A 22,722-nucleotide genomic window follows, 5' to 3' on the forward strand; every position below is an offset into this window, starting at 1 on the left:
TGTTCGCGTGGTGTCCCGCCCCGGAGGGTCAGAACACGATGGTGTGGTTGCCGTGCCGGATGACACGGTCCTGGGAGTGCCAGAGCACGGCGCGGGAGAGCACGGCGCGTTCGACGTCCGCTCCCCGCCGCTGCAGGTCTGCCGCGCTGTCCGCGTGGGTGACGCGCACGACGTCCTGCTCGATGATCGGCCCCTCGTCGAGGTCGCCGGTCACATAGTGCGAGGTCGCGCCGATGAGCTTGACCCCGCGTTCCTTGGCCTTCCGGTACGGCGCGGCGCCGATGAACGCCGGAAGGAAGCTGTGGTGGATGTTGATGACGGGCACGCCGACCTTCTGCAGGAAGTCCTCCGAGAGGATCTGCATGTAGCGGGCGAGCACGACGAAGTCGACGTTGCCGTCGAGGAGCTTCAGGATCTCCGCCTCCGACTGCGACTTGTCGGGCCCCTCCTGCGACGGCACGTGGAAGAACGGCACGCCGAACGAGCGCACGTCCTCCGCCGTGTGGGTGTGGTTGGAGATCACCATCGGGATGCTGACGGGCAGCTCGCCGCGACGGTGACGCCACAGCAGGTCGAGCAGGCAGTGGTCCGAGGTGGAGGCGAGGATCGCCATCCGCTTCGGGATCGACTGGTCGGTCAGGCGCCAGTCCATGCCGTACGGCGAGAGCGTCTTCTCGAGGTCGGCCTCGATCTCGGGCATCGCGGCCGTGAGCTCCTTGCGGTGGAACACCACGCGCTGGAAGAACTCGCCGCCCTGCGGGTTGTCCGAGTACTGGTCGAGCGACACGATGTTGCCCTTGTTGCGCGTGATGAGCGTCGTGACGGCGGCGACGAGACCGGGCTGGTCCGGGCCGTGCACGATGAGGCAGGCGTGGTCGAGGAGGGCGTCGTTGTGAACGGTCATGTGAGGTGCTCCCGGGTCAGGACTGCGCGGCGAGGTACTCGCGGGCCCAGTTGGCCGTCGCGAGGAGTCCGCCGAACGTGTAGAAATGCAGTCTGACATCTCCCGAGCGGGCGTCCTGCGCGAGCAGGCCCGACAGGTCGTTCACGAAGCGCTCCGGACCGGCCGTGCCCATGAGGTTCGTCAGCGAGAAGCCGTACTTCTTCACGATCATGGCGTTCGCGCCGACGCCGAAGCGGCGGGCGAAGTTGATGAGGCGCTTGATGCCGGCGGGGCCGGGCGTGCCGATGCGGATCTCGCTCTCGATGCCGCGGTCCCGGACGCCGTCGATCCAGCGCATGACCGGGTCGGTGTCGAAGGCGAACTGGGTGAGGATGACCGCATCCAGCCCCTGCTCCTTCAGCGCCGCCGACTTGTCCTCGAGGTGGCGCCAGAGCACGTCCACGGCGATGTCGGGGTGCCCCTCCGGGTAGCCGGCGATCGAGACCTCCTTGACGCCGTACTGCTGGAGGATGCCGGTGCGGATGACGGTGAGCGAGTCGGGGTAGGGCCCCTCGGGCTGTGCGGGATCGCCGCCGACGCAGAACACGTGCTCGGTGGCGCCCACCTCCTGCAGGCGCCCCAGGAACTCCTCGAGCTGCGCCTGGCTCGACAGGCGACGGGCGGAGATGTGCGGGACCGGGGTGAACCCGAAGTCCTTGACGGCCTTGGCTGCGGCGACGCGCATGTCGAGGTCCTCGTTGCCGAGGAAGGTCACGTTGATCTTCGTGCCGGCCGGGATGGCGGCGCGGGCCTCCTCGAGACCCGGCACGTCCTTGCCGGTCATCTCGAGCGAGAACGCGTCGATGAGCTTGCGCGCGGCGGTCGTGTCGGCCGCCGGAGAGATCTGAGCCACGGATGGAATCCTTCCGCTGATCGGCCGCCTCGTTGCGGCCCTGCCAGGAACTTTACCTATGTGGATAGGCAATGACAAGAGGGAAATTCGGCGCTTCCGTCAGACGGACACCGGATGCGGGAGGGGGCCCGGACCGAACGGCCCGGACCCCCTCGCGCGTGTGATCGGATCAGCCGAACTGCTCGACCGTGCCGTATCCCTTGCCGTTGTACTTCTGCACGACCACGGTGGAGACGGCGGGCAGCCCGTCCTCGGTGGTGTTCACGTCCGTGCCCTCGAGCATGAACGGGGCGACGAACCCGTCGATGGCCCGCAGCTGCTCCATGAAGTTCTCACGGGTGGGCTCGGTCATCGCCTCGAACGCCTGCTGCAGCGTCGCACCGACCTGGTAGCTCCAGACGCAGTGCGGGAACGCCGGCACCTCGGGGTAGTCGGCGTACTCCGCGAGCTCGTCGAGGAACTGCTGCCCCTCGGGCGACTCGGCGAAGTTCGGCGCGGACGCCGACTGCGCGAACGCGACGGTGTAGACGCCCGGGAACGCGGCGCCGCCGCCCGGCTCGAGGATCGCGCCGGGGCTGGAGGTGTTCGAGGGCAGGAACCAGCTCGGGAGCCAGTTGAGCTGCTGCGCCTTCTGCAGCGAGGAGATCACCAGCGGGGTGATCGACATCGCGTTGAAGAAGACGTCGGCACCGGTCGCGGCGAGCTCGGTGAGCTGCGCGTCGACGGAGGTGTCGGTGGCCTCGTAGGTGAGCTCCTTGACCACCTCGACGTTGTCGGCACCCTCGATGCCGTCGAGGAAGCCCTCGACGTAGCCCTCGCCGTAGTCGTCGTTCTGCGAGAGGATCGCGACCTTGTGGTCCTCGCCGGACTCGGCGAGGAGCTTGCCGAAGGCCTCGCCCTCGTTCTGGTAGATCGGCACGAAGCCGAGCTGCCAGGGGCTCTCCTCCTGGTCGCTGAAGATCGGGTCGCCGGTCATGACGAGCACCTGCGGCACCTCGTCGGCGATGGCGGCCTCGCGGTACGCGCGGTTGGTCGGCGTGCCGAGGCCCGCGGTCATCGCGAAGACGCTGTCCTTGAGCTGGTCGTAGTTCGACTTGGCCTTCTGCGGGTCGTAGCCGTCGTCGAGCGCGTTGATCTCGATCGTGCGGGTCTTCCCGTCGCCGAACTCGACGCCGCCGGCGGCGTTCACGGCGCCGAAGTAGGCCGTGATGCCTGCGACGGTGCAGGTGCCGGGGCCGGCGGTGGCACCGCTCAGCGGTGTGGTGATGCCGAGGGTCAGCGTCTCGTCGGTGATGCCGGGGCTCGCGGCCGCTCCGCCGCCGTCTCCGCCGTCGCCGTCGCCGCCGCGCGCACACCCGGCGAGCGTGAGTGCGACTGCGGACCCCAGGGCGACGATGCCGAGGACCCCCCTCGTGCGCTTTCGCATGTTCATGCCTGTCCTTGCCTCTCTGTGTGGGTGGTGCCCTCCGCGGCGGTCGGCCCCGTGGCGGAACCGGTCGATGCGGACGACGTGGGGGCGTCGGCGCCCCCGCCCCGGCGTGAGCGCAGCGCCCGCGCGATGACGCGCGGCAGCGAGACGATCCCGCCGGGAAGAAGGAACAGCACGAGCAGCAGGAGCGCGCCCTGCAGCAGTGCCGTCAGACTCGGGTCGATGGCGTTCGTCAGCTCCGGCACGAGCACGTAGTACGCGCCGCCGAGGATCGATCCGATGATGCTGGCCGCACCGCCGATGACCATGGAGGCCAGCAGCGTGATCGAGTGGCCGAAGCTCATGGTCTCGGGCGAGGTGTACTGCACGACCACCATGTAGAGGAAGCCGCTCACCCCGCCGATGACGGCGGCGACGGTGAACGCGAGCACCTTGTAGCGGTACGGCGAGATGCCCATCGAGGAGGCGACCGCCTCGTTCGACTTCACGATCGCGAACGCGCGGCCGTACTTGCCGTGCACGAGGTTGCGGGTCAGCAGGAACACGATGCCGCCGATGACGATGACGAGGTAGAGCTGCCACTGGTCGTCGTAGAGCGTGGTCCACTCCGGCGCATCCGAGAACCGTGCCGATAGGCCCTGTGATCCGCCCGTGATGTCGGCCAGGCGCTTGGCCAGCGGCACGCCGATGATCGGCAGCGCGATGGTCACCATGGCGATGGCGAGTCCGCCCAGGCGGGCGGCGGCGAGCGCGATGACCAGGCCGAGGACGCCCGGCACCAGGACGCTCAGGAGGAACACCGGGATGATGTTCCAGTCCTGCTGCACGCCCCACGCGGTGGCGTAGGCGCCGACGCCGACGAAGAAGATCTGGCCGAGCGAGACCTGCCCGGTGTACCCCATCACGACGTTGAGGCCGAGCACGGCGACGGCGAAGACGCCGATCCGCGCGAGCCGCTGGTTGGCGAGTTCGGGCAGCAGGAGCGGCAGCACGAGCAGCACGACCACCACGAGGGCGATGAGGGCCCAGCGCACCCAGGCGCGCTCGAGGAGCTTCGTCGCGGCGGCCATCAGACGCGCACCACCGTTCGGCGGCCGAAGAGGCCCTGTGGTCGCACCAGCAGCACGATGAAGATGAGCACGAACGGCACCGCCACCTTGAGGTCGTATCCGATGAAGGGCACGTACACCGCGGCGAGGTTCTCGAGCACGCCGATCAGCCAGGCGGCGACGACGACGCCGAACGGGCTGGACAGGCCGCCGAGGATGACGGCGGCGAGGGCGTAGACGAGGGCGGTGTCCATCATGCCGGGGGTGAGTGTGAGCTGCGGGGCGACGAGCGCGCCGGCGACCGCGCCGAGCACGGCCGCGAGGCCCCATCCGGTCATCAGCAGGCGTCCGACCGGGAGGCCGGAGAACGACGCGGACTGCGGGTTCACGGCGACGGCGCGGAGCGCGAGGCCCAGCTTCGTGCCGAGGAACAGCCCCTGCAGCAGCAGCATGATCGCGAGGATGACGACGATCGTGCCGATGGAGCGGATGCTGATCGCCGCGCCGAACACCTGGATCGTGTCGAGCGGGAACAGCGACGGCATCTGCCGATTGTTGTAGGTCCAGAGCCAGCCGCAGACGCCGGTGATCAGGGTCAGCAGACCGATGGTGACCACGACGGCCGTGTCCGGGTCGCCGCGCTCGAACCGGCGCATCACGTACCGCTCGAGGAACGCCCCGAGCACGAACGAGAACAGCACCGAGATGAGGATGGCGAGGATGAGCGGCACCCCGATGGTGGTGAACCACCAGGCGACGTAGGCGGAGAGCACCGCCATCCCGCCCTGCGCGAAGTTGATCAGGCCGGTGGCCTGGTTCACGAGCACGATCGCGAGCGCGAGCGCCGCGTAGATCGACCCGGTCGAGAGCCCGTCGACGACGAGCTGGATGAAGGTCCCCATCGATCAGCCTCCCAGGTAGGCGCGTCGGATCTCGTCCATGCCGCGGAGCTCGGCGGACGAACCGGAGAGCACGCTCCGGCCGGTCTCGAGCACCGTCGCACTGTCGACGAGCGTGAAGGCGAGATTGGCGTTCTGCTCGACGACGAGCATCGCGATGCCGGACTCGACCCGGAGGCGCCGGATCGCGTCGTAGACGTTCTTCGCGGTGCTCGGAGCGAGGCCGAGCGAGGCCTCGTCGAGCAGGAGCAGGCGCGGGCGCGCCATGTAGGCACGGGCGACGGCGAGCATCTGCTGCTCGCCGCCGGAGAGTGCGGAGGCGTGCGAGCGGTACCGTTCCTTGAGGTTCGGGAACAGGTCGAGCAGGAAGTCGATGTCGCCCTGGATCGCCTTGCGGTCCTTGCGCAGGTACGCACCGACGCGCAGGTTCTCCTTGACGGTGAGGTCGCCGAGCGTGCCGCGGCCCTCGGGGACGTGGGCGATGCCGATGCCGGCGACCTGCTCCGGGCGGCGACCGCGGATGTCCTTCCCGTCGAACGTGATCCTCCCGCCGGCGCGGACGACGCCCGTGATGGCGCGGAGCGTGGTGGTCTTGCCCGCGCCGTTGGCGCCGAGGATGCCCACCGCGCCGCCGTCCGGGACGCTCAGCGAGACCCCGTCCAGCACCTGGACGGGTCCGTACGAGGCGGTGACGTCCTCGAGTTCAAGCAGCGTCATCCGCGGCCTCCTTGCCGATGTAGGCCTCGATGACGCGCGGGTCGGACTGCGCCTCGGCGGCCGTCCCCTCCATGAGCTTGCTGCCGTGGTCGAGCACGACCACCCGGTCGGTGAGCGCGGAGATGAGGCCCATGTTGTGCTCGACGACGACGACCGTGATGTCGTCCTCGTCGCGGATGCGGCGCACGGTCGCGATGAGCTGCTCGACCTCCGCGTGGGGCAGGCCGGCGGCGGGCTCGTCGAGGAGGAGGAGCGACGGGCGGGAGAGCAGGGCCCGGCACAGTTCGACGCCCTTGTGGAGACCGTGCGAGAGCTCGTCCGCCCGGCGACGCGCGGCCCAGCCGAGTCCGTGCCGCTCGAGCAGGCCCATCGCCTCCTCGCGCAGCTGCCGCTCGGTGCGGCCGGTGCGGGGCAGCCGGAGCGCCCATTCGACGGGACCGCCGGGCAGCCGGGTGTGCGCGCCGAGGAGCACGTTCTCGAGCACGGTGGCGTGCAGCTGCAGCGCCGGGTGCTGGAACGTGCGGGCCAGCCCGTGGCCGGCGAGGGAGGACGGCGCGTGGCCCTGCACCTCGGCACCGTCGATGGTGATCGTGCCCGAGGACGGGCGGTAGTGCCCGCTGATGCAGTTGAACAGCGAGGTCTTGCCGGCGCCGTTGGGGCCGACGAGGCCCATGATCGTGCCGGGCTCGACGTCGAAGCCCACGTCTTTCAGCACGGTGATGCCGCCGAAATGGAGATTCACGTCGGTCAGGGTCAGTCGAGCGGCCATCGCCCTCCTCCAGGTGTCGTCTGCGTCGTTGCTCCGACTCGGGGTGTCGCCCCGCTTCGGAAGGTACGGATCCGGGACCGGATTGTCAACGATTTTGGTGTGACGCGTGCGTCGTGCGTCGCCGCATCCGGACCGGCATCCGCTCCCAGCCGCGCAGCGTGTTGTTCAGATGGCGGGTGGGCTCGGCGGTGAGCTCGATCGTCTCGACCCGGTCGAGGAGGGCCTCCAGCACCGCCGTCGCCTCCAGGCGCGCGATGTGCTGGCCGACGCACTGGTGCAGGCCCATGCCGAAGGCGACGTGCCCGGACGGGTCGCGGTCGAGGTCGAACCGGTCGGGCTCGGGCCACCGGCGCGGATCGCGGTTCGCGGCGCCGAGGTGCATGAGCACCTTGCGGCCCGGGCCGATGCGCACCCCGCCGATCTCGATCTCGGTCGTGGTCGTGCGGAAGAACGTCTGCACCGGCGATTCCAGCCGCACCGCCTCCTCGAAGGCGCGCGGCATGAGCGAGCGGTCCTGCTGCAGCCTCCGCCACTGGTCGGGGTGCGTCGCGGCGGCATGCACGATGGCGGCGATGCCGGTCACCGTGGTGTCGACACCCGCGGTGAGGAGCGACCGGACGATGAGCGGCGCCTGCTCGGCGGTGATGTCGCCGCGGTCTGCCGCCGCCCAGATCCTGGCGCCGATCCCGTCGGGTGAGAGGTTCTCGCGCCGGCACATCGCGCCGATGGCCGCGACGACCGGCGGCATGGACGGTTCGAGCGCGGCGACGATGCCCTCCCGCGGCCCGAACGCGTTGAAGGCGAAGTCGCCGTACGGCAGCAGGTGCTCCCTGCCCTCCTGCTGCAGGCCGACCGCGTCCGGGAACACGCGCAGCGGGAAGACCTCGGCGAGGTCGGCGATCGCGTCGAACTCCTCGCCGCGGGCGAGCACGGCGTCGACCAGCCGCTCGGCGTCCGCACGCCACTGTTCGGCGAGGTCGCGCAGGCGGCGCGGCGAAAGGAGCCCGGCCAGCACCGCCCGCGGCGCGTCGTGGCGCGGCGGGTCGGCCTCGAGCAGCAGACTGGGCGGCCGCCAGGGCTGCTCGCGGGAGAAGTCCGCCAGCCCGACGCCGGCGCCGGAGCGCAGACCCTGCCAGTCGACGAGGGCGCGGTGCACCTCGGCGTATCGGGCGACGACGTACACGTCGTAGGCGGCCAGGTGCCCGACCGGTCCGAGTTCGCGCAGCGCCTCCTGCCCCGGCAGCGGGTCGGCGAGGAAGGCGTGCCCGAACGGGTCGATGTCGGTCGACGGGATGTCGGCGGTGAGGGTCGTCATGTCGTTCCTCCGGTCACAGGTCCAGGATGAGCAGGTCGCCGCGGCTGCGTGAGACGCACGGGAAGATGCAACGGGCGCTGCGTCGCTCGTCGTCGTCGAGCAGGCTGTCGCGGTGGTCGGGTTCCCCCTCGAGCACGTCGGTCTCGCAGGTGCCGCAGACACCCTGTGCGCAGGAGGTCACGACGCGGACGCCGCCGCGGGCGAGGGCCGTCGCGAGCGACTCCTCCGGCTCCACCGTGACCCGCACGCCCGACCGCGCCGCGACCGCCTCGAAGCGGCGCGCGGCGGATCCGACCGGGTCCACGCCGCTGAAGCGCTCGATCCGCGGCGGGTGCCCGCCGGGCACCGCGCCCCAGGCGGCGACGGCGTCCAGGAGCCGGGTCGGGCCGCAGGCGTAGACCCGGACGCCGGGATCGTCGGGCCGCCAGGCGTCGAGGTCAGCGCGTCCGAGTTCGTCCGCGCAGTGCAGTCGCACCCGGTCGCCGAAGGGCGCGAGGTCGTCGAGATAGGCGAGGCGCGCCCGGGTGCGGCCCAGGTAGTGGAGTCGCCAGGGGATGCCGAGGAGCTCCGCCTGTCGGATCATCGGCAGGAGCGGGGTGATGCCGATCCCGCCGGCGACGAAGAGGTAGCCGGTCGCCGGGGCGAGGCGGAACGTGTTCCGGGGCCCGCCGAACCCGAGCACGTCGCCCACCCGGACGGTGTCGTGCACGGCGGCGGATCCCCCGCGCCCGTCGGGCTCGCGCTGCACCGCGATGCGGTAGCGGTGGGCGTCCCAGCGGTCGCCGCAGAGCGAGTACTGCCGCATGCGGCCGTCCGGCAGCACGAGGTCGATGTGCGCACCGGGCGCCCAGTCGGGCAGTCGGCTGCCGTCGGGACGCGCGAGGGTGAGCTCCACCACGCCCGCGGCCACCGCCCGCCTGTCTACGACCACGACCGCACCCCGCCCGGCCACCGCCTGCATCGGTTCCGTCATCCCGGCCTCCTCGCCGCATCCGGTCCGTCCGGCGTCACCGTCGACGCCGCTGGCAACCGTAGGAGCGCGGTCGCGGCCGCGACGGTATCTTTCACATGAACGGAAAAGAACGGAGCGACATGGCGCGGGGATCGGCGGGCGAGTCGGCGCTGCACCGGCACCTGCGCGTGCTCGACGCGTTCGACGCATTGCACCCGTTCCGCACCCTCAGCGGCATCGCCGAGCGGACCGGGCTCCCGGTCTCGACCGTGCACCGCCTCGTCGCGGAGCTCACCGCCGAGGGCCTGCTCGAACGGCTGCCCGACCGCACGTACCGGCTCGGGCTGCGACTGTGGGAGTACGCGTCGCGCACCCCCGGCGCCATCGGCCTGCGCGAGGTCGCACGGCCCTGGCTGCAGGCGGCGCAGACCCGCATCCGACAGCACGTGCAGCTGGGGGTCCGCGCCGGCACCGACGTGCTGTTCGTCGACCGCCTCTCCGCCCGCGACGCGGTCGTCAACGCGACGCTGATCGGCGGCCGCATCCCGCTCCACGCCTCCGCTGCGGGGCAGGTGCTGCTCGCCCACGCCGGCCCCGAGGTCGTCGACGAGCTCCTGGCCGCCGGTCTGCGCCGGTACACCCGGCACACCGTCCGCACCCGCGACGAACTGGAGCGGACCCTCCGCCGGGTGCGTGCGGACGGTCTCGCGGACGCCGTCGGCCACATCCACGAGGCGGCGCGCGGGCTCGCCGTGCCGGTCCGCGGCCCCGACGGGTCGGTCTACGCCGCGCTCGGCGCGGTGGTGCGGGCCGAGGGTGCGAACGTCGCGGAGGTCGTCGAGACGCTCCGGATCGCCGCGGCGGGGGTCACCCGCAGCCTCGCCGAGGCGTATGCGCCCGGCCGGGGTGCAGGGGCGTCCTGGCACGGACCGGCCCCGGATGCGGGCGTGTCCGCGGAGTCGTGGGAGTACATCGCGACCATCGCCCGGGCGGGCTGACGGATTGTCGACGAAATCGTCGCGGATCCGGCCGGTGCTGGGCTAACGTGTCGGCCATGACCACGATCGCCGTCATCGGACTGGGTGAAGCCGGATCGCTGTATGCGCGCGGCCTGGCCGCGGCCGGCGCCGAGGTGCGCGGGTACGACCGCCGCACGGAGGTCGTCGCGGCCGACGTGCGCCGCGACGACCTGCGGGACGCCGTCGCCGACGCCGACGTCGTGCTGAGCCTCGTGTGGGCCCGCACCGCGGTCGACGCGGCACGGGCCGCGATGCCGCACCTTCGGCCGGGCGCCGTCTACGCGGACCTCAACACGGCCGCACGCGAGGTCAAGCAGGCGGTCGCCGAGGTCGGCGCCGCCCACGGCGTCCCGGTCGCCGACGTCGCGGTGCTCGCGCCCGTCCCCCGTGCCGCGGAGCGCAGTCCGCTGCTGGCCAGCGGCGACGGCGCCGCCCGGTTCGCCGAGCTGCTCGGCCCGTTCGGCGCGCCGGTGGAGGTCCTGCCCGGCGCGGCGGGCGACGCCGCGCAGCTCAAGCTGCTGCGGAGCGTCTTCATGAAGGGCCTCGCGGCGGTGGTCATCGAGGGTCTGGAGGCCGCGAAGGCGATGGGCGCCGAGGAGTGGCTGCGGGCGCAGATGGCAGCCGAGCTCGGCGGCGATCCGGCGCGGATCGACCGCATCGTCCACGGCACCCGCACGCACGCCGAACGGCGCTCCCGCGAGGTCGCCGACGCGCTCGGCGAACTCGAGGCGGCGGGACGACCGGCGGACATGACCCGGGGCACGCTCGCCTGGCACCGCCGCATCCTCGCCGAGGAGGGCGGCGCCGTCACCCGCTGACGGTCGCCGCGATCTCCTCGCGGAGGCGCGCGATGGGCACCTTGCCGGTCGGGGTGCGCTCCAGCGAGTCGCGGAAGACGATCCGGCGCGGCTTCTTGTACCCCGCGAGGCTCGCCCCGACGTGCGCGACGAGCTCGTCGGCCGTCACCGCCGGGTCGCGGCGCGCGACGACCGCGGTCACGACCTCGCCGAAGCGGTGGTCGGGCACGCCGATGACGGCGGCGTCGGCCACGCCGGGGTGCGAGAGCAGTGCGTCCTCGACCTCCTGCGGGTAGACCTTCTCGCCGCCGGTGTTGATGACGCCGCTGCCGCGGCCGAGGAGTTCGACGTGGCCGTCGTCGAGCACGCGCACCCAGTCGCCCGGCACGACGTGGCGGATGCCGTCGATCTCGGGGAACGTCTCCCGCGTCTTGGCCTCGTCGCCGTGGTAGCCGAGCGGCAGCGCGCCGCGCTGGGCCAGGATGCCCATCGCGCCCGGCCGGTCCTGCACCTCGCGGCGGTCGGCGTCGAGCACCGCGGCGGTGGGCATGAGCCGCGGACGACCGGGCAGGTCGTCGACGCCGCGGGTGGTGGTCACCGCGAACACCCCGCCCTCGGTCGAGGCCAGCATGTCGTAGATCGTCATGTCGCCCAGCGCGTGGAGGCTGCGCTTGGCCTCGGGGCTGAACCGCATCCCGGAGCTCTGCACGACCCGGACGGTGGGCAGCCGCACCCCGGCCCGCTCCGCAGCCGCGGCGAGGGGCAGCGCGATCGCGTCGCCCGCGACGACCATGCGGGTCGCGCCCTCCCGGTTCGCGAAGTCCAGCGCGGCGTCCGCGTCGAGCGTCGCGGACGACGTGGTGAGCACGGTGCCGCCGAGGGTGAACGTGTTCATCGAGGTGGTGAGCGCCGTCCCGTGCATGAACGGCGCGAGCGGGAGGGTGACGACGCGGGGCGTCGCCGGGTCCGCGGCCATGTCGGCGGCCGCCGCGACGGTCTCCGGGAACGGCAGGTCCGCCATCGTGTAGGTCGGCACCATCTGCGCCTGGAACATGTCCTCGACGCTCCACCGCACGGCCTTCGGACGACCCGTGGTCCCGCCGGTGTAGATCCAGAGCTCGCCGCCGGCCGGGGCGGATGCGGGGAGCTCGCCCGCCTCGCCGACGGCCTCCGCCCACGTCATCCCCGCCGCATCCGCACCCGTCACGTCGGGGACCTCGATGCGCAGCGGGGTGCGCCGGGCGTCGGCCGCGGCCGACACCGCGGTCGCCGCCGCGGACGCCGGGTGGAGCAGCACCGCGGCGTCGGAGTCGTCGAGGAGCTCGGTCAGCTCGCCGGCGCGGAACCGGTAGTTCATGGGCACCGGCACGACGCCGATCGCGAGGCAGGCGAAGAACGCCAGCAGGAACTCCGGCCGGTTGTAGAGCAGGATCGCGACCCGGTCGCCCTCGCGCACCCCGTGCGCCGTCAGGGTGCGGGCGAACGCGCCCGCCTCCGCGACCGCCTCGGCGTAGGTCCATTCGCGTCCGTCGACCGAGACGATCGCCCGCCGCCCGGGGACCCGCGCGGCGACCGCCTGCCACACATCCGAGTACCGTGCCCGCATCCACAGCCCCTTCGCCTCGTCGCGTGCCGTGCCGGAAGGCTAGGCGACGCAGGCACCGCCGCGCGAGGGCCCTTCCACCGGACGGACGTCGGCGGGAAGGACCCTCGGCGCGCCCGGTTCAGCCCTTGCGGTACTGCTCCCGGGCGTAGCGCGAGAACGGCGCCGGCGCGACGGTCGCACGGATGCGCACCTGGCGGTGCGGCTCGACCGCGGGCTTGCGGGAATTGGGCTCCTCGCCCCACACCACCTCGACCTCGTCGCCCTCGGCCACGGACGCGTCCACGCTCGCGAGGGAGACGAAGGCCTGCTCGTTCGTGATGTAGCCGCAGTCGTGCGAGAGCCCCACGAGGGCGCCGCCGCGTTCGACGCGGTCGACCTGGTACACGCCGTACCGCGCCTTCGGGAAGTCGATGAACTTGGCCGGGACGCCCGGTTCGTAGAGGGACCGCTGCGCCGCGGCGACGTCGTCCGGCTCCCAGACGAGCGTCACCTTCCGCCGTCCGGCATCCGCCCTCCCCTCCAGGGCCGCACGCCCGATGAAGTCGTGGTCGAACGCCACCGACCGGGTGTAGCCGAGGTCCGCCGGGGTGAGGTAGTAGTCCTCGATGTCGTCGGAGGCGAAACTGCCGGCGAGCGAGCCCAGTCGCGACGCCGGCAGCCAGGCGAGGTACGCGTCGGCGCGGGCGCCGGTGAAGATCGCCGGGAGCGGCGACGGCACCCACGCGGACTCGAGGTTCGCGGACGAGTAGGCCTTCGCCCCGACCCGGACGAGCCCGAACTCCGCACCGGCGGCGAGGAGCGCGTCGCGCACCCGCTCGCCCTCGGCCCACGGCCCGAACAGCTCGAATCCGGGCTGCCCGGCCATGCCGTGCCGGAGCGAACGGACGGCGGTGCCCGCGATCTCGAAGGTCGTCATGCCGAAGAACCGGGTGGGCGGCACCGGCGCCCCGGTGACCCGCTCCATGAGCGCGAGCGCGTTCGGACCCTGCAGTTCGTACCGGTACAGTGCCGGGTCGCGGCCGGGCTCGCGCATGAGCGAGTTCGCGTCGCGCTCGAACACCACGTCGTAGTCGCCGGTCTCGCCGATGAACTGCACCCAGTCGAGCACCATGAACCATCCGACGAGGTCGTAGCGGTCCTCCTCCAGGTGGAACAGGATGGCGTCGCCGATGAGGAAGCCCTCGTCGTTGACCGCGACGAACTGCTTCGCCGCGTCGACCGGGAAGCGCTCGAAGCTGTTGACGCCGGTGTCGCGGAGCAGCCGCAGCGCGTCGGGGCCGGAGATGAACAGGTCGGTCATGTGGTGCGACTGGTCCAGCAGCGCGACGCCTTCCCGCCACGCACGCTGCTCGCTGCGCCAGTTCGAGAACTCGGGCGTCACCGGGAAGATCGTGGGGCGCGCCTGGGCGTTGCGCAGCAATTCGACAGGCCCGCCGGCGCGCGCGATCGCGGCTGCCGCGGACTCGGGGACGGTGTCGGTCATGGGAACTCCTTCGTTCGGGGTGCAGCCAGCGTAGGAAAGCCGCGCCTATCCGGACCCTTCTTGGTCATAAGCTCTGCTTATCCGGGCGCAAGGATGCGTGAGGAGGCGCCGTGGACCTCAACCTCATCCGCGTGTTCGTCGCGGTCGCCGAGACCCGCAGTCTCACCGCTGCCGCCGCCCGGCTGTACGTCACGCAGCCCGCGGTGAGCCAGGCGCTCTCACGACTGCGGCGGGAGCTCGACGACCCGCTCTCCGTCCGCAGCGGCCGCGAGATGACGCCGACACCGCTGGCGAACTCGGTCTACCCCGGCTTCCGAGAGGCGCTGAGCGCCGTCGACCGGACGCTCGACGCCGTGCACGGATTCGAACCGGCCACGTCCGAGCGACTGTTCCGTATCGCGATGTCGGAGCTCGGGGAGATCGGCTGGCTCCCCGCGATCGTCGGCGCGGTGCGCGCGCAGGCCCCGCGGATGCGCATCGAGGTCGTGCCGATGGACGTCGCAGCGCTGCCGGAATGGCTCGGACGCGGCACGGTGGACCTCGCGATCACCCCGTCGCCCGTCCCGGGACGATTCGACCGGGTGCTGCTGAAGTCGCAGGCCTACGGGGTGGTCATGTCGCGCCGTCACCCCCTCGCCGGCACGGGGATGACGCTCGAGGACTACGCCGCGGCGGCGCACGCCGTCGTCACCGGGGACTCCGGGGCACCGGTGCTGCAGCAGGCGCTCCGGGCCCACGGCGTGGAGCCCGAGGCCCGGGTCGCCCTGAACCAGTTCGCGTCGCTCCCGCCGATGCTCACCGCCGGGCACGACCTCATCGCGACGATGCCCGACACGATCGCGGAGGGCTGGGCGCGCACCTGGCCGCTCGTGGTCGAGCCGTTGCCGTTCGAGATGCCGCCGGTCCGGGTACGGCTCTACCGGCGTTCGACGACGCAGCACGCGGCGGCACTGGAGTGGCTGTTCCGCACGGTCGCGCGCGCCGTGCGCGGCTCGTCGGGGCGGTTCCAGGTCATCCACGGCGACGCGGCGGCATCCGGAGGCGGCTGACCGGCACCGGGACGCCGGAAGGCCGCACCCTCGCGGATGCGGCCTTCCGGGTCGTGGCGTGCGCCGGTCAGGAGGCGACGGCGCCGGTGCGCCAGCCGCCCTGGTACTCGGTGCGGGCGGTCACGGCGTAGGGCACGGGGCTGACGACCGCGCGGATGGCGATCTGCTCGTGCGGCTCGACCGTCGTCTTGCCGGAGCCGCCGTCGGGCTCGCCCCAGACGACGCGGACCTCCGCGCCGACCGGCACGTCCGCGTCGACCGTCGCGAGCGACAGGCCGCGCTTCTCGTTCGCGGTGACGCCGGTGAACAGCGACAGGCCGACCGTCTTGCCGTCGGCGTCGATGACGGCGTCGAAGTTCGACGACCCGTAGTTCGCGTTCGGCAGGTCGAAGAACTGGTACCCGGGGCCCTCGCGGTCGAGCACCGAGGCGAGCACCTTGGTGAGGTCCTCGTCGTTCCAGGCCAGCGTGACCTTCTTGCGCTGGGTGGCCGGGTCGATCTGCTCGAGCGCGTCGCGGCCGATGAAGTCGTGGTCGAACTTCACGAACGAGCCGTAGCCGAGCTCCCACGGGTTCAGGTAGTAGTCCTCGATGTTCTCCGACACGAACGAGCCGGCGACCGCGTTGATGGCCTCGTAGCTCGTGTCGGTCAGCCACTCGCGGTACTTCCGCTCGATCTCGCCGCCGGTGTAGATGGCGGGCAGGGGCGAGGGGATCCAGCCGGACTCCAGCGTGTTGGAGGAGTAGGCGCGCGAGCCGCAGGGCTCGATGCCGAACTCGCGGCCCGCCTCGAGGATCGCGTCGCGGATGACCTCGTGCTGCTCGTACGGTCCCCACAGCTCGAGACCGGGGGCGCCGGCCATGCCGTGGCGGAGCGTGCGCACCTCGTGACCGGCGATGGTCATGTGTCCCATGTGGAAGAAGCGGACCTTCTCCATCGGACCGCCGTTGAGCTTCTCGATGATGTCCCAGGCGCTCGGACCCTGGATCTGGAAGCGGTAGTACTCGCGCTGCACGGCCTTGCCGTAGGGACGCGACGGCGAACGGTCGTCGTAGCGGAACTCGACGTCGTAGCCCCCGGTCTCGGCGTGGAACTGCAGCCAGTTCGCGCCGGGCGCGCGGCCGACGTAGACGTAGTCGTCCTCCGCCTCGCGGAACAGGATGCCGTCGCCGATGACGCCGCCGTTGGAGGCGGTCGGGACGAACTGCTTCGCGGTGTCGACCGGGAAGTTCGCGAACGAGTTGACACCCGTGTCGCTCAGGAGCTTCAGCGCGTCGGGGCCGGAGACGAAGAAGTTCACCATGTGGTGCGTCTGGTCGTAGAGCACGGCCGTGTGGCGCCATGCCTTCTGCTCGCGGCGCCAGTTGCTGAACTCCGCCGGCACCACCGGGTAGATGTACGTGCCCAGCTGCGAGTCCCGCAGCATCTGGACCACGTTGCCCTTCTCGTCCATCAGGTCTTGCAAGCTACGTGCCATGTACGGCCCTCGACTTCCTCGTCGCGACGTGAACGGGGAACCGTCCGGTTTCCCTACGTAGATAGTGACTTTGGATCAGGGGGATGTCAACGCCCGATGTTCCGTCGGACGAAAGTCGCCGCCAGATTGTCGCCAATTTATTGACCAATTCCGGCGGGGTGTGGTTCGCTCGACGGTGGACAGCACCGTCGTCCTCCCCCGTGAAGGAGTCCCATGAGCGAGACCACCGCATCCCTCCTCGTCGTCAGCGCCCACGCCGGCGACTTCGTCTGGCGGGCGGGCGGCGCGATCGCCGCCGCCGCGATGCGCGGAGAGCGCGCCACGGTCGTGTGCCTGTCCTACGGCGAGCGCGGCGAATCCGCCAGCCAGTGGCTGGCCGGCAAGTCGCTCGACGAGATCAAGGCGATCCGCCGCGAGGAGGCGGAGGCCGCCGCCGCCGCGCTGGGCGCAGACATCGAGTTCCTCGACCTCGGCGACTACCCGCTGCGGGAGACCCCGGAGGCGGTCGCGCAGCTCGTGGACGTCTACCGCCGCGTGCAGCCGACCGTCGTGCTCACCCACCCGCTGCACGACCCGTACAACGGCGACCACCCCGCGGCCGCGCGCATGGCGCTCGAGGCGCGCGTGCTCGCGCAGGCGATCGGCGTCGCCAACTCCGACGGCTCGTTCCCCACCAAGGACGAGATCATCGGCGCCCCGCCGGTGTTCTTCTTCGAGCCGCACCAGAGCGAGCAGAGCGACTTCAAGCCCAACGTGCTGCTCGACATCACCGAGGCGTTCCCGCGTAAGCGCGCGGCGATGGAGTGCCTGCCGGCGCAGAAGCACATGTGGTCGTACTACACCGACCTCGCGGTCCGCCGCGGTGTGCAGGTCAAGCGCAACGCGGGCCCGAACCTCGGCCTCGCGCACGACACCATGGGCGAGGCGTACATGCGCTACTACCCGCAGGTCACCTCGGTGCTGGCATGAACCGTCCCGTCATCGTCACCGACATCGCACGCGCGGACGCCGGGGTCGTCGACGCGCTGGCGGCGCACGGCGTCGCGACGGTGCACGAGGCCATGGGTCGCACCGGCCTGGCCGGCCCCGACATCCGGCCCGTCCAGGACGGCGCGCGCATCGCGGGCACCGCGGTCACGATCCTGCAGGCGCCGGGCGACAACCTCATGATCCACGCCGCGGTCGAGCAGTGCCGCGCCGGCGACGTGCTCGTCATCGCCACCACCTCGCCCTCGACCGACGGCGCGTTCGGCGACCTGTTCGCGACCGCGCTGAAGGCCCGGGGGGTGCGGGGCATGGTCACCGCCGGCGGCGTGCGCGACATCGCGGACCTCCGCGAGATGGGCTTCCCGGTGTGGTCCCGGGCCGTGCACTCGCAGGGCACGGTGAAGGCGACCCCCGGATCGGTGAACGTGCCGATCGTCCTCGACGGCGTGGTGGTGAACGCGGGCGACGTGGTCATCGCCGACGACGACGGTGTGGTCGTCGTCCCCCGCGACCGCGCGGCCGAGGCGCTCGCCGCCGCCGACGCCCGCGTCGCCAAGGAGGCCGCGGACCGCGACGCCTACGGCAGCGGGCGCGAACTCAGTCTCGACCGCAAGGGGCTGCGCCCGCTCCTCGACCAGCTCGGCGTGACCTACGTGACGCAGGCGGAGTACGAGCGTGACCGGCACTGACCCGGTCCGCGACGGCATCCCCTGCATGCTCATGCGGGGCGGCACCTCCAAGGGCGCCTACTTCCTCGCGGACGACGTGCCCGCCGACCCCGCCGACCGCGACGACCTGCTGCTGCGGGTCATGGGCAGCCCGGACCGCACCCAGATCGACGGGCTCGGCGGCGCGCACCCCCTCACCAGCAAGGTCGCGATCGTCTCCCGCTCGGATGCCGAGGGCATCGACGTCGACTACCTGTTCCTGCAGGTCGGGGTCGACGAGGCCCGCGTCGGCACCACGCAGACGTGCGGCAACCTGCTCGCCGGCGTCGGCCCGTTCGCGCTCGAGCGGGGACTCGTCGCCGCGACCGGCGACGTCACGACCGTCCGCATCCGCCTGCGGAACACCGGCGACGTCGCGACCGCGACGATCCGCACCCCCGGCGGGCGGGTCGACTACGACGGCGACACCGCGATCGACGGGGTCCCGGGCACCGCGGCGGGGATCGGGCTCGAGCTCACCGCATCCGCCGAGAAGCCACTGCTGCCCACCGGGAACGTCGCCGACGAGGTGGCCGGACACCGGGCGACGCTCATCGACAACGGCATGCCGGTCGTGCTGCTGGACGCCGCCGGGTTCGGGGTCACCGGCGACGAGACGCCGGCCGAGCTGGAGGCGCGGACCGACCTCGCCGCCGAGGTCGAGCGCGTGCGGCTCGCCGCGGGCCCGCTCATGGGCCTTGGCGACGTCGCCGCACAGACCGTCCCGAAGATGTTCCTGCTCTCCCCGCCGCGATCCGGCGGGGCGATCGGCACCCGCGCGTTCATCCCGCACCGGGTGCACACCTCCATCGGAGTGCTCATGGCCGCATCCGTGGCCGCCGGCATCCGCATCCCCGGCACCGTCGGGGCGCGCCTCGCCGCGGTGCCGGCCGACGGGCCCACCCCCGTCGAGCATCCGGAAGGGATGCTGTGGAGCGAGGTGAGCGTCCGGCAGGATGAGGCCGGGCGCTGGCACGCCGCATCCCGGTCCGTGCGCACCGCCCGCAAGATCTTCGACGGGCGCGTCTTCCCGCGCCCTCGCCCGTGACCACTGTCAGAGAGGACAACCCATGGCCGTTCCCGAGAACTTCGATCTCGCCCACGTCGGCGCGATCGAGCTGTACACCCCCAAGTTCGAGGAGAGCCTGCACTTCTTCCGCGACATCTGCGCGATGCGCGAGGTGGCGCGGATCGGCGACTCCGCGTACCTGCGCACCTGGGACGAGTACCAGCAGTACTCGCTGAAGCTCACCGCGAGCGACACGAACGGCGTCGGCCGGACGCTGTTCCGCACCTCGAGCGAGGACGCCCTGCAGCGCCGGGTCGCCGCCATCGAGCAGGCCGGCCTCGGCCACGGCTGGCGCGACCCGGAGGTCGGTGTCGGCCGCTCGTACGAGTTCGAGGACCCGGACGGGCACCTCATGGCCGTGTACTTCGACACCGAGCACTACGTGCCGGACGACGAGGACCGCCCCGCGCTGAAGAACCAGGCGTCGGCCTTCCCGGGGCGCGGCATCAACGCGCGCCGTCTCGACCACATCAACTACCTGGCGAGCGACGTCAACGCGGCCGGCGAGTTCTGGCGCGACGTGATGATGGCCCGCGAGTCCGAGCGGGTGCGCCTGGACAGCGGCGACTACGGCGCCTGGTGGTTCCGGTTCAACCAGAAGTCGTACGACGTCGTCTACTCCGAGGACTGGACCGGCGAGCGCGGCCGCTTCCACCACTTCGCGATCGCCCCGGACTCCCGCGAGGACATCCTCAAGGCCGCCGACATCTGCCTCGAGAACGGGATCTACATCGAGTACGGCCCGTACAAGCACGCGATCAACCAGACGTTCTTCCTGTACGTGTGGGAGCCGGGCGGCAACCGGATCGAGTTCGCCAACGCGCAGGCGCGCCTCATCCTCGACCCGGACTGGCCGGTCGTGGAGTGGAGCCAGGCCGAGCGCGCGAAGGGCCAGGCGTGGGGTATGAAGACGGTCGCCACGTTCCACACGCACGGCACCCCGTACGTGAAGGACCAGGAGGCGATCGACGCGGCCGCCCTGGCCGGCAAGCCGTACGTGCCCTCCGCCAACGACGGCGCCTGACCCCCGCCCCCGCCCGCGCTCCCGCGCCCGCGCACTCCGCGCGCGCAGTTCCGCCGACCCACCCCTCTTTCTGCGACCCACCCCTTTTTCTGCCGCAGAAAGAGGGGTGGGTCGCAGAAAAGGGGGTGGGTCGCGCGCACGGATGCGGCGGCATCCGCGCTTGCAATCGTTGGGGTACTGAGCATATTGTGGGCGCAGACCGCCGCCGGCCGAGGATCGAGGGAGATCGAGCATGCAGTTCTACCGTGACGGGTACCGCCCCGGCGACCCCGACGTCCAGCCGCCCGCACCCGAGGCGCTCGCCCGCGGCGAGGCCTTCCCCGCCGAGCTCGATGTGCTCATCGTCGGCACCGGTCCCGCCGGCACCGTGCTCGCGGCCCAGCTCGCCGCCTTCCCCGGCATCCACACCCGCATCGTCGAGCGCCGCGCCACCCCGCTCGAGCTCGGCCACGCCGACGGCGTCGCCTGCCGCACCGTGGAGATGTTCCAGGCGTTCGGCCTCGCCGAGACCCTCGTGCGCGAGGCGTACTGGGTGAACGAGGTGCGCTTCTGGGGCCCGTCCGACGAGGACCGCTCCAAGATCACACGCACCGGCTGGGTCGAGGACACCCCCGAAGGACTCAGCGAGTTCCCGCACGTCATCGTGAACCAGGCACGGATGCAGCAGTACCTGCTCGAGTACGCCGCGAAGTCGTCGAGCAAGCTGCAGGCCGACTACGGCGTCGAACTCGTCGGCCTCACCGTCGGCGAGGGCGAGCGCCCGGTGGAGGCCACCCTCCGCCGCACGGCGGGGCCCGACGCGGGCACCGAGTTCACCGTCCGCGCGACGTACGTCGTCGGCTGCGACGGCGCCCGCAGCAGCGTGCGCCGCGCGATCGGCCGCACGCTCGAGGGCGACGCCGCCAACCACGCGTGGGGCGTCATGGACGTGCTCGCGGTGACCGACTTCCCCGACTGGCGCACGAAGAACGTCATCCAGTCCGCCGGCAAGGGCAGCCTCCTGATGATCCCCCGCGAGGGCGGGAACATGGTGCGCTGCTACGTCGACCTCGGCGAGGTGCAGGCCGGTGACACCGAGATCCGCAAGACCACCGCGGAGCAGCTCACGGCGGTCGCGAACGGCATCCTCCACCCCTACTCGATCGACGTCCGCTCCGTGGTGTGGTCGTCGGTGTACGAGGTCGGGCAGCGGCTCACCGACAAGTTCGACGACGTGCCGGCGGACGACGCGACCGGCCGCATCCCCCACGTCTTCATCGCCGGCGACGCCTGCCACACCCACTCCGCGAAGGCCGGCCAGGGCATGAACGTCTCGATGCAGGACGCGTTCAACCTCGGCTGGAAGCTCGCCGCCGTGCTCGTGGGCCGGTCGGCGCCCGAGCTGCTGCACACCTACTCGGCCGAGCGGCAGACGGTCGCGAAGGACCTCATCGACTTCGACCGGTTCTGGTCGGCCTTCATCGCGCAGCCCACCCTGGACCCGGAGCACCCGGAGCTCGGCGGCGTCACCGCCGAGGAGATGCGCGCGGAGTTCGCCCGCCAGGGCCGGTACACCGCGGGACTCGCGACGAAGTACACGCCGTCGGTGCTGACCGGCACCGCGGAGCACCAGGCGCTCGCGACCGGCTACCCGATCGGCGAGCGCTTCCAGGCGGCCCCGGTCGTTCGGGTGGCCGATGCGAAGCGCATGCACCTGGGCCACACGCACCGCGCCGACGGCCGGTGGCGCCTCTACGCGTTCGACGGCGTCGAGGGCGGACTCGTCGACTTCGCCGCATGGCTGACCGACGACCCGGAGAGCCCGCTGCACCGCTTCCGCGCCGACGGCGACGACCTGGATGCGGTCATCGACGTGCACGGCGTGCTCCGCGGCACCCACCACGGCGTCGACGTCACCCGCTTCCCGGAGGCGCTCATCCCCCGGTCGGGCCCCCTCGGCATCCAGGACTGGGAGAAGCTGTGGGCGGTCGACCCGCGCGCCGACGTGTTCGCGGACCGCGGCGTCGCCGCATCCGGTGCCGTCGTGGTGGTGCGGCCCGACCAGTACGTCGCGCACGTGCTGCCGCTGTCGGCGCGGGCCGAGCTCACCGCGTTCTTCGGCGGGTTCCTGCTGCCGCAGCGGAGTACCGTGCTGCAGTGACCGATCCCACGTCCGACCAGGAACCGCAGCGCCACACCGGCTACCTCATCCGGCGTGCGCAGCAGGCGCACGTCGCGGCGTGGAACCGGATCGTGTCGACCGAGGTGTCGAGCGTGCAGTACGCGCTCCTCGCGACGCTCGACCGGCTCGGCGAGGCCAGTCAGCGGGAGCTCTGCGACGAGATCGACCTCGACCGGTCCACGATCGCCGACCTCGTCTCGCGGATGGAACGGCGGGGGCTCCTCGTGCGGCGCCGCTCGGCCGAGGACGCCCGCCGCAACACCGTGAGTCTCACCGAGCACGGCCTGGCGGAGCGGATGCGGCTGCGCCCGCTCGTGGAACAGGTCGAGGGTGCGCTCACCGGTGCGTTGACGGATGCGGAGCGGACGGCGCTGCGCCGCGCGCTCCGCACCGTGCTGCAGACCCGGCCCGAATAGG

Annotated in this window: 21 protein-coding genes; 9 read left to right on the top strand and 12 right to left on the bottom strand. The window is 71.8% G+C overall.

Annotation, left to right across the window (positions count from 1 at the left end):
* Window positions 1-28: 28 nt before the first annotated feature.
* The 9 genes from purU to ACWAUO_RS03625 form a co-directional block, all read right to left on the bottom strand.
* Window positions 29-904, bottom strand: a complete 876-nt coding sequence (gene purU / locus ACWAUO_RS03585) for a formyltetrahydrofolate deformylase (protein ID WP_460773116.1) — start codon at window positions 902-904, stop codon at window positions 29-31.
* 16 nt (window positions 905-920) lie between these two features.
* On the bottom strand, window positions 921-1,727 hold the full coding sequence (locus ACWAUO_RS03590) for a methylenetetrahydrofolate reductase (protein ID WP_460773291.1): 807 nt from the start codon (window positions 1,725-1,727) through the stop codon (window positions 921-923).
* Window positions 1,728-1,965: 238 nt separating this feature from the next.
* Entirely contained in the window at window positions 1,966-3,228 is a 1,263-nt protein-coding gene (locus ACWAUO_RS03595) for an ABC transporter substrate-binding protein (RefSeq protein ID WP_460773117.1), read from the bottom strand.
* The gene (locus ACWAUO_RS03600; protein WP_460773119.1) at window positions 3,225-4,295 is read right to left on the bottom strand and encodes a branched-chain amino acid ABC transporter permease; all 1,071 of its coding nucleotides are present in this window, start codon (window positions 4,293-4,295) and stop codon (window positions 3,225-3,227) included. Before ACWAUO_RS03600 ends, ACWAUO_RS03595 begins: the two co-directional genes overlap by 4 nt.
* A complete protein-coding gene (locus tag ACWAUO_RS03605) occupies window positions 4,295-5,176 on the bottom strand; it encodes a branched-chain amino acid ABC transporter permease (protein WP_460773121.1) in 882 nt (293 codons plus the stop codon). Before ACWAUO_RS03605 ends, ACWAUO_RS03600 begins: the two co-directional genes overlap by 1 nt.
* A 3-nt stretch (window positions 5,177-5,179) precedes the next feature.
* Window positions 5,180-5,890, bottom strand: coding sequence for an ABC transporter ATP-binding protein (locus tag ACWAUO_RS03610; protein ID WP_460773123.1), 711 nt, complete (start codon window positions 5,888-5,890; stop codon window positions 5,180-5,182).
* Entirely contained in the window at window positions 5,877-6,659 is a 783-nt protein-coding gene (locus tag ACWAUO_RS03615) for an ABC transporter ATP-binding protein (RefSeq protein ID WP_460773125.1), read from the bottom strand. The genes ACWAUO_RS03610 and ACWAUO_RS03615 overlap by 14 nt, the downstream gene beginning before the upstream one ends.
* An 85-nt stretch (window positions 6,660-6,744) precedes the next feature.
* Window positions 6,745-7,974 (bottom strand): cytochrome P450, encoded by a 1,230-nt coding sequence (locus ACWAUO_RS03620; protein ID WP_460773127.1) that lies wholly within the window; start codon window positions 7,972-7,974, stop codon window positions 6,745-6,747.
* A gap of 13 nt (window positions 7,975-7,987) precedes the next feature.
* On the bottom strand, window positions 7,988-8,947 hold the full coding sequence (locus tag ACWAUO_RS03625) for a PDR/VanB family oxidoreductase (protein ID WP_460773129.1): 960 nt from the start codon (window positions 8,945-8,947) through the stop codon (window positions 7,988-7,990).
* Between the two features lie 119 nt (window positions 8,948-9,066).
* Between ACWAUO_RS03625 and ACWAUO_RS03630 the strand changes: the two genes are divergently transcribed.
* Window positions 9,067-9,924, top strand: coding sequence for an IclR family transcriptional regulator (locus tag ACWAUO_RS03630; protein ID WP_460773130.1), 858 nt, complete (start codon window positions 9,067-9,069; stop codon window positions 9,922-9,924).
* 56 nt (window positions 9,925-9,980) lie between these two features.
* Window positions 9,981-10,763 (top strand): NAD(P)-dependent oxidoreductase, encoded by a 783-nt coding sequence (locus ACWAUO_RS03635; RefSeq protein WP_460773132.1) that lies wholly within the window; start codon window positions 9,981-9,983, stop codon window positions 10,761-10,763.
* On the opposite strand, the gene ACWAUO_RS03640 is transcribed toward ACWAUO_RS03635, so the two are convergent.
* Both ACWAUO_RS03640 and ACWAUO_RS03645 read right to left on the bottom strand, forming a co-directional pair.
* The gene (locus tag ACWAUO_RS03640; protein ID WP_460773134.1) at window positions 10,753-12,348 is read right to left on the bottom strand and encodes an AMP-binding protein; all 1,596 of its coding nucleotides are present in this window, start codon (window positions 12,346-12,348) and stop codon (window positions 10,753-10,755) included. The genes ACWAUO_RS03635 and ACWAUO_RS03640 overlap by 11 nt on opposite strands.
* A 118-nt stretch (window positions 12,349-12,466) precedes the next feature.
* Entirely contained in the window at window positions 12,467-13,831 is a 1,365-nt protein-coding gene (locus ACWAUO_RS03645) for an aminomethyl transferase family protein (protein WP_460773135.1), read from the bottom strand.
* 110 nt (window positions 13,832-13,941) lie between these two features.
* On the opposite strand from ACWAUO_RS03645, the gene ACWAUO_RS03650 reads away from it, so the two are divergent.
* Window positions 13,942-14,880 (top strand): LysR substrate-binding domain-containing protein, encoded by a 939-nt coding sequence (locus ACWAUO_RS03650; RefSeq protein WP_460773137.1) that lies wholly within the window; start codon window positions 13,942-13,944, stop codon window positions 14,878-14,880.
* A gap of 67 nt (window positions 14,881-14,947) precedes the next feature.
* Here the strand turns inward: ACWAUO_RS03650 and ligM are convergent, their stop codons facing one another.
* A complete protein-coding gene (gene ligM / locus ACWAUO_RS03655) occupies window positions 14,948-16,357 on the bottom strand; it encodes a vanillate/3-O-methylgallate O-demethylase (protein ID WP_460773138.1) in 1,410 nt (469 codons plus the stop codon).
* Window positions 16,358-16,570: 213 nt separating this feature from the next.
* Here ligM and ACWAUO_RS03660 point away from each other — a divergent pair, with 213 nt between their 5' ends.
* From ACWAUO_RS03660 to ACWAUO_RS03685, 6 genes are all read left to right on the top strand, one after another.
* Window positions 16,571-17,326 (top strand): PIG-L deacetylase family protein, encoded by a 756-nt coding sequence (locus ACWAUO_RS03660; RefSeq protein ID WP_460773140.1) that lies wholly within the window; start codon window positions 16,571-16,573, stop codon window positions 17,324-17,326.
* Window positions 17,323-18,033: a 4-carboxy-4-hydroxy-2-oxoadipate aldolase/oxaloacetate decarboxylase gene (locus ACWAUO_RS03665; protein ID WP_460773142.1), complete on the top strand. Its 711-nt coding sequence runs from the start codon at window positions 17,323-17,325 to the stop codon at window positions 18,031-18,033. The genes ACWAUO_RS03660 and ACWAUO_RS03665 overlap by 4 nt, the downstream gene beginning before the upstream one ends.
* Window positions 18,020-19,099, top strand: a complete 1,080-nt coding sequence (locus tag ACWAUO_RS03670; protein WP_460773144.1) for a 4-oxalomesaconate tautomerase — start codon at window positions 18,020-18,022, stop codon at window positions 19,097-19,099. The genes ACWAUO_RS03665 and ACWAUO_RS03670 overlap by 14 nt, the downstream gene beginning before the upstream one ends.
* Window positions 19,100-19,121: 22 nt before the next feature.
* Window positions 19,122-20,144 (top strand): VOC family protein, encoded by a 1,023-nt coding sequence (locus ACWAUO_RS03675; RefSeq protein ID WP_460773146.1) that lies wholly within the window; start codon window positions 19,122-19,124, stop codon window positions 20,142-20,144.
* Window positions 20,145-20,376: 232 nt separating this feature from the next.
* Entirely contained in the window at window positions 20,377-22,284 is a 1,908-nt protein-coding gene (locus ACWAUO_RS03680) for an FAD-dependent monooxygenase (protein WP_460773148.1), read from the top strand.
* Window positions 22,281-22,721, top strand: coding sequence for a MarR family winged helix-turn-helix transcriptional regulator (locus ACWAUO_RS03685; RefSeq protein WP_460773150.1), 441 nt, complete (start codon window positions 22,281-22,283; stop codon window positions 22,719-22,721). Before ACWAUO_RS03680 ends, ACWAUO_RS03685 begins: the two co-directional genes overlap by 4 nt.
* Window position 22,722: the final 1 nt, after the last annotated feature.

This window comes from Microbacterium sp. GXF7504, from assembly GCF_054798235.1.

Bases quoted from the DNA above. Each gene is read 5' to 3' on its own strand.
- ACWAUO_RS03625 (WP_460773129.1), bottom strand. From the start codon at position 8,947: ATGACGGAACCGATGCAGGCGGTGGCCGGGCGGGGTGCGGTCGTGGTC.
- ACWAUO_RS03620 (WP_460773127.1), bottom strand. From the start codon at position 7,974: ATGACGACCCTCACCGCCGACATCCCGTCGACCGACATCGACCCGTTC.
- purU (WP_460773116.1), bottom strand. From the start codon at position 904: ATGACCGTTCACAACGACGCCCTCCTCGACCACGCCTGCCTCATCGTG.
- ACWAUO_RS03645 (WP_460773135.1), bottom strand. From the start codon at position 13,831: ATGACCGACACCGTCCCCGAGTCCGCGGCAGCCGCGATCGCGCGCGCC.
- ACWAUO_RS03630 (WP_460773130.1), top strand. From the start codon at position 9,067: ATGGCGCGGGGATCGGCGGGCGAGTCGGCGCTGCACCGGCACCTGCGC.
- ACWAUO_RS03615 (WP_460773125.1), bottom strand. From the start codon at position 6,659: ATGGCCGCTCGACTGACCCTGACCGACGTGAATCTCCATTTCGGCGGC.
- ACWAUO_RS03660 (WP_460773140.1), top strand. From the start codon at position 16,571: ATGAGCGAGACCACCGCATCCCTCCTCGTCGTCAGCGCCCACGCCGGC.
- ACWAUO_RS03640 (WP_460773134.1), bottom strand. From the start codon at position 12,348: ATGCGGGCACGGTACTCGGATGTGTGGCAGGCGGTCGCCGCGCGGGTC.
- ACWAUO_RS03665 (WP_460773142.1), top strand. From the start codon at position 17,323: ATGAACCGTCCCGTCATCGTCACCGACATCGCACGCGCGGACGCCGGG.
- ACWAUO_RS03590 (WP_460773291.1), bottom strand. From the start codon at position 1,727: ATGACCGGCAAGGACGTGCCGGGTCTCGAGGAGGCCCGCGCCGCCATC.
- ACWAUO_RS03635 (WP_460773132.1), top strand. From the start codon at position 9,981: ATGACCACGATCGCCGTCATCGGACTGGGTGAAGCCGGATCGCTGTAT.
- ACWAUO_RS03675 (WP_460773146.1), top strand. From the start codon at position 19,122: ATGGCCGTTCCCGAGAACTTCGATCTCGCCCACGTCGGCGCGATCGAG.
- ligM (WP_460773138.1), bottom strand. From the start codon at position 16,357: ATGGCACGTAGCTTGCAAGACCTGATGGACGAGAAGGGCAACGTGGTC.
- ACWAUO_RS03680 (WP_460773148.1), top strand. From the start codon at position 20,377: ATGCAGTTCTACCGTGACGGGTACCGCCCCGGCGACCCCGACGTCCAG.
- ACWAUO_RS03605 (WP_460773121.1), bottom strand. From the start codon at position 5,176: ATGGGGACCTTCATCCAGCTCGTCGTCGACGGGCTCTCGACCGGGTCG.
- ACWAUO_RS03600 (WP_460773119.1), bottom strand. From the start codon at position 4,295: ATGGCCGCCGCGACGAAGCTCCTCGAGCGCGCCTGGGTGCGCTGGGCC.
- ACWAUO_RS03595 (WP_460773117.1), bottom strand. From the start codon at position 3,228: ATGAACATGCGAAAGCGCACGAGGGGGGTCCTCGGCATCGTCGCCCTG.
- ACWAUO_RS03610 (WP_460773123.1), bottom strand. From the start codon at position 5,890: ATGACGCTGCTTGAACTCGAGGACGTCACCGCCTCGTACGGACCCGTC.